This is a genomic window from Tabrizicola sp. (assembly GCF_041911175.1).
GTDB lineage: Bacteria > Pseudomonadota > Alphaproteobacteria > Rhodobacterales > Rhodobacteraceae > Tabrizicola.
In genome coordinates, this window is sequence record NZ_JAYRPN010000104.1 from 1 (window position 1) to 5,282 (window position 5,282).

Below are 5,282 nucleotides of genomic sequence, written 5' to 3' on the forward strand. Positions count from 1 at the left end.
CCGCGACGGCGCCTGACCCGCGACGACTTCTGATCACGCGCCCTGACGAGCGCGGTTCAGCCGAACTCGCCTCGCCCTTTTCCCCCAAGACCCCCGGAGCCCCCCATGAACGCCATCATCCGCAACCCCTTCGACGTCGGCGGCTATTCGCTGGCCGAGATGACGCAGGCCATCAACATCCTGCCCAACCTCTACACCCGCCTCGGCCAGATCGGCCTGTTCCGCTTCGAGGGTGTCACCCAGCGCAGCATCGTCATCGAACAGTTCCAGGGCGTGCTGAGCCTCTTGCCCTCGGTTCCCCTTGGCGCTCCGGCCACCGTCGGCACCCGCGAGGGCCGCTCGATGCGCAGCTTTGCCCTGCCGTGGATCCCGCATGACGATGTCATCCTGCCCGGCGACATTCAGGGGCAACCCGCGCTGGGCGTGTCGGATGCCGCCGATCCGCTGGTCGAAGTGATGAACCGCAAGCTGCAGCTGATGCGCCGCAAGCACGCCCAGACCCGCGAATACATGGAGATGAACGCGCTGCGCGGCATCGTGAAGGACGGCGCGGGCACCACGCTCTACAACTACTTCACCGAATTCGGCCTCACTCAGATCTCGGTCGACTTCACCCTCGGCACTGCGGGCACCAATGTGCAGGGCAAGGTCCGCGAGGTGCTGCGCGCCATCGAGGACAATCTTCTCGGCGAAAGCATGATCCGCGCCCATGCGCTGGTCAGCCCCGAATTCTTCGACAAGCTGATCAGCCATCCCAAGACCGAGGACGCCTACAAGTTCTATTCGGCCACCGGCGGCCAGCCGCTGCGCGAGGATGTCCGGCGCGCCTTTCCCTTCGCAGGGATCCTCTTCGAGGAATATACCGGCAGCGCCACGCTTTCGACCGGCACGGCGGAACGCTTCCTGCCCGCGGGCGAAGGGGTGGCCTTCCCGATCGGCACCTTCGACACCTTCACCACCTATGGCGGCCCGGCGAACCTCTTGGAAGCCGCCAATACCGTCGGCCTGCCGCTCTATGCCCGCCAGCATCTCGACGAGAAGGGCCGCTGGATCGACCTGATGACCGAGGCCTCGATCCTGCCGGTGAACAAGCGGCCGCGCCTTGCGATCCGCCTGCACACGTCGAACTGACGGCTGGGCCGATGTCGGTGTTCGAGGCGGCGCTCGGCCGCATCTTCGGCAACCCTTCGATGGCGGTGGCGGCGGTGTGGATCTCCGCCACCACATCGGAGGAACGGCCGATCCGCGTCATTCGCCGCGCCCCGGACCGGATCACCGAATTCGGGGCCGGGCGCTATGTCAGCGACAGCACGATGGTGGATGTGCGCCTGTCGGACCTGCCAGAACCCCGGCCGGGCGATCTGCTGGTGATCGGCGCGGACAGTTTCGTCCTCCAGGGCGAGCCGGTGCGTGACCGCGAGCGCCTGGTCTGGACGCTGGACTTGAGGCCATCATGAAATTGAAGATCGCGTTCGATCCCGACTTGGTCGCGCTGATGCAGGCCGAAATTGCCGCGGGGGAAAAGGCGGTATCGGCGGCGATGCGCGCGGCTGGCACCTCCCTCAAATCCGCCTGGCGCGCGCAGATCACCGGCGCGGGACTGGGCACAAGGCTCGGCAATTCCATCCGACTGGCCACATATCCGAAGGCCAGCGACAGCCTGAACGCGGCGGCGCTGGTCTGGTCCAACGCCCCGGTGATCATCGGCGCGCACGACACCGGGCCGCTGATCCGCTCGAAAGATGGGTTCTGGCTGGCCATCCCCACCCCCGCCGCCGGGAAAAGCACCAAGGGTGGCCGGATCACCCCTGCCGAATGGGAACGCCGCACCGGCTTGCGCCTGCGGTTCGTCTATCGCCGCCGGGGGCCAAGTCTGCTGGTGGCCGAGGGGAGGCTGAATTCCAAGGGTCGGGCCGTGGCATCGAAGTCGAAAACCGGGCGCGGCGTGGCGACCGTGCCGATCTTCCTGCTGGTGCCGCAGGTCAGGTTGCGCAAACGGCTGGATCTGGCTCGGGATGCCGAGCGGGCGGTGGATGGGTTACCGGGGCGGATCGTAGCGAAGTGGGTGGAGTGAAGGGCTGGTGACAGATAGGCACAACCCATCGGAGAACGGGAGTATCTAGCGATCCAGTGTGGAAAATGTCATCCGCTGCAGGCCAGTCCGCGAAACGGAAACTGGGAGGCTTCGGTGTTTCTGATGAACTCCAAAGGTCGAAGCATGAGATGGAGAACTGTTGTTGAGGATCGTTTGGAGCAACGGAATTCAACAAAAGCTGCTGTCCAGCCGTGTTGATAGTTGCCCATTAAGGGTTCCGTGCTTAGATTGGAACACGAAGGGAATCTGTTATGGCAGTCAAGAAGACCATGAACGCCGGGGCTCACGCTGAGGGCCACCTCGTGAAACGCAAGTTTCGCGACGGGAAGTTCATGGCCAAGATTGCTGCGAAGGCCCCCGTAGCGGTGAAGCATACCCGTCGGCGCGCTAAGGTTGATCATGCCATTGAAGAGCTCGAAGTCATCGCCCTGACGGAGGCGGAGGCCGCCCGTATCGATGATATCTGCGCGCGCGGCACCGTCATCACCGAGCATGTATGGGCGGCGATAGCGAACCCATGGAAGGCCGCTGGCGTCTAAGGTGGCACCTTGTTGGCACCGCTAGATCCAACTGAGCATGCCGTCGAGGCGTTCTCGAGCGGCAACGCAGTATGCGATGACGACTTACGCAAGCAGTCCAAGAAATATCGCAATCGCACGCTGGTCATAGCCGATGGACCGCAGATCATTGCCTTCAGCCGATACAGTTATGTGCAAGCCGGTTCTGACAAGGCTTTGCTGCCCTATGTCCGCATCGACTTCGTCGCGCGCGATATCGAGCATGGGAAAGGGTCGGGCATGGAAATCATGCTGCGCACCTTGATCAGGATAGCTCAGGATCCAAGAGCAAGCGCCTGCAAGGGGGTCCTAATCGACAGCCTTAACTGCGGGGATGCTGACGTGTGCGCAACGCGGTGGCGCTTCTTCACTGAAAAAGTTGGCTTTGTTCCGCTCAGGGATGACGGCAATCCGCATGGTTATGCCTTTATGCCGATGGGCACCGTGCGGATCATCGCAGAAGAAGCCAGAAAAGCCCGCGCCTAACAGCATTTTTCAGCCTCGTGAACGCAGATGCCCACCACGCGCGAAACCGTCCTCGCCGCGCTGCATGCGCGGCTGCAACCCCTTGCCGCCGTCACCCTGCGGGATGAGGTCCTGCCCGAACGGATCCCGCCTGCCGGATTGATCATCCTGCGCGACGGCCAACCGGGCGAGCCGGAAGTGACACTGTCGCCCTTGCGGTATCACTATCAGCACCGCGCCGAACTGGAAGTAGTGGTCCAAGCAGGCACCGGTCGGGCCAGCGCCTTCGACGACTTGATCGCCAGCATCGGCGCGGCCCTCGAAACCGACCGCACCCTCGGCGGCCTTTGCGACTGGGTCGAACCCGAGGCCCCGGCCTCGGTCGATCTGCCCATCGAAGGCGCGGCGGCATTGAAGGCGGCGATCATAACCATCGTCCTGCACTACACCACCACCGGCCCCCTGGCCTGACACCCCCACATAGGAGACCCCCATGGCACGTGCGCAAGGCGCGCGGGCGCAGATGGCGCTTGCGTTCGAGACCACTTATGGCACCCCGCCGGTCGGGGGATTCACGAAGATGCCCTTTGCCAGCACCTCGCTGGGATCGGAGCAGCCGCTCCTGAACAGCGAACTCCTGGGCTATGGCCGCGATCCCCTGGCCCCGATCAAGGATGCAGTCACCGCCGATGGCGACGTCATGCTGCCGATCGACGCCGAGGCCTTCGGGTTCTGGCTGAAGGCAGCCTTCGGCGATCCGATCACCTCGGGCGCGGGGCCCTGGACCCATGAATTCCGCTCGGGCGGCTGGACCCTGCCCTCGATGTCCATCGAGACCGCCATGCCCGAAGTGCCGCGTTACGCGATGTATTCCGGCTGCGTGCTGGACCAGCTCAGCTGGCAGGTGCAGCGCTCGGGCCTCCTGACCGCCACCGCCCGGCTGGTGGCGCAGGGCGAGACCATCGCCGCGGCGACCGCCGCGGGCACGCCTGCGGAACTGGGCCTGAAGCGGTTCGGCCATTTCAACGGCGCGATCAGCCGCAATGGCGCGGCGCTGGGCAACGTGGTCTCGGCCGAGATCACCTATGCCAACAATCTCGACCGGATCGAGACCATCCGCTCTGATGGCAAGATCGACGGCGCCGACCCGTCCATCGCCGCCCTGACCGGCCGGATCGAGGTCCGGTTCGCCGACAGCACCTTGGTGAGCCAGGCGATCAACGGAGATCCCTGCGAGATCGGCTTCGCCTATGTCCTGCCCTCGGGCGAGAGTTTCACCTTCACCGCCCATGCCGTCTACCTGCCGCGCCCCCGGATCGAGATTTCCGGGCCGCAGGGCGTGCAGGCCAGTTTCGACTGGCAGGCCGCCAAGGCCACCGCCCCCGCCCGCATGTGCACCGCAACCCTGATCAATGATGTCGAGGCTTACTGATGATCCGTCTGAACCTGACCGCCACGCCCGAATGGCTGGACCTCGCCCCCGGCCTGCGCCTGCTCGTCGGGCCGCTGACCACCGCGCTGATGGTCGCGGCCCGCGCCGACCCGGCCATCGAAGCCCTGCCGGAAGGTGCCAGCCAGGAGGCACTGGCCCTTGCCATGGCCAAGGCGGTGGCGCGACGCGCGGTACTGGATTGGGCGGGCGTGGGCGACGATGCGGGCAACATCTTACCCGTCACGCCCGAGGGCATCGACGCCCTCTTGGAAATCTGGCCGGTTTTCGAGGCGTTCCAGACACAATACGTCGCGCGGGGCCTGATCCTGGACGCGGAAAAAAACGCCTCCGCGCCCTCGCCGACTGGTCCTTCGGCGGGGGCGAACGCTATTGCGCGGCCTGCCAAGCTTCCTGCCCCGACTGCCCGGCCAGACTGAACCGCCCACAGACCCCCGAGGGTTGGCAGGTCTGGGATCTGGTCGGCCGTCTGGGTGGCCAGTTGCGCGTGATCCCCGGCGCGGTCCTCGGCTGGGACATGGGCGCGGCCCTCGCCATGGCGCAGGCGCTGGGCGTCAGCCAGCTGATCGCCGCCGAACTGCTGCCCGAGATCGAGGCGGTGATGGTGCGCAAACTGAACGAGCAGATGGCCGAGCGTTCAACGGCGATGACCCCGATCTGACGCCATGAGACCAACCGGCGCGCCGCGCGCATGATTCAGGTTCGATCGGATCGA

General features: G+C 65.2%; 9 protein-coding genes. All 9 read left to right on the top strand.

The window, feature by feature from the left end:
- Positions 1-105: 105 nt before the first annotated feature.
- The gene (locus ACE3P6_RS14355; protein ID WP_374396232.1) at positions 106-1,131 is read left to right on the top strand and encodes a major capsid protein; all 1,026 of its coding nucleotides are present in this window, start codon (positions 106-108) and stop codon (positions 1,129-1,131) included.
- A gap of 11 nt (positions 1,132-1,142) precedes the next feature.
- Positions 1,143-1,457 carry a hypothetical protein gene (locus ACE3P6_RS14360; RefSeq protein ID WP_374396235.1) on the top strand — a complete coding sequence of 105 codons (315 nt, stop codon included), beginning with the start codon at positions 1,143-1,145 and terminating at the stop codon, positions 1,455-1,457.
- Positions 1,454-2,074 carry a DUF6441 family protein gene (locus ACE3P6_RS14365; protein WP_374396237.1) on the top strand — a complete coding sequence of 207 codons (621 nt, stop codon included), beginning with the start codon at positions 1,454-1,456 and terminating at the stop codon, positions 2,072-2,074. Before ACE3P6_RS14360 ends, ACE3P6_RS14365 begins: the two co-directional genes overlap by 4 nt.
- A gap of 272 nt (positions 2,075-2,346) precedes the next feature.
- Complete coding sequence (locus ACE3P6_RS14370; protein WP_374396240.1) at positions 2,347-2,634, top strand: hypothetical protein; 288 nt, start codon at positions 2,347-2,349, stop codon at positions 2,632-2,634.
- Between the two features lie 12 nt (positions 2,635-2,646).
- Complete coding sequence (locus ACE3P6_RS14375) at positions 2,647-3,138, top strand: hypothetical protein (RefSeq protein ID WP_374396242.1); 492 nt, start codon at positions 2,647-2,649, stop codon at positions 3,136-3,138.
- Between the two features lie 27 nt (positions 3,139-3,165).
- A complete protein-coding gene (locus ACE3P6_RS14380) occupies positions 3,166-3,588 on the top strand; it encodes an acyl-CoA transferase (RefSeq protein ID WP_374396245.1) in 423 nt (140 codons plus the stop codon).
- Positions 3,589-3,610: 22 nt separating this feature from the next.
- On the top strand, positions 3,611-4,549 hold the full coding sequence (locus tag ACE3P6_RS14385) for a phage tail tube protein (protein WP_374396247.1): 939 nt from the start codon (positions 3,611-3,613) through the stop codon (positions 4,547-4,549).
- Positions 4,549-4,986, top strand: coding sequence for a hypothetical protein (locus ACE3P6_RS14390; protein ID WP_374396250.1), 438 nt, complete (start codon positions 4,549-4,551; stop codon positions 4,984-4,986). The genes ACE3P6_RS14385 and ACE3P6_RS14390 overlap by 1 nt, the downstream gene beginning before the upstream one ends.
- 62 nt (positions 4,987-5,048) lie before the next feature.
- Positions 5,049-5,228 carry a hypothetical protein gene (locus ACE3P6_RS14395; RefSeq protein WP_374396252.1) on the top strand — a complete coding sequence of 60 codons (180 nt, stop codon included), beginning with the start codon at positions 5,049-5,051 and terminating at the stop codon, positions 5,226-5,228.
- The last annotated feature ends 54 nt before the right edge of the window (positions 5,229-5,282 follow it).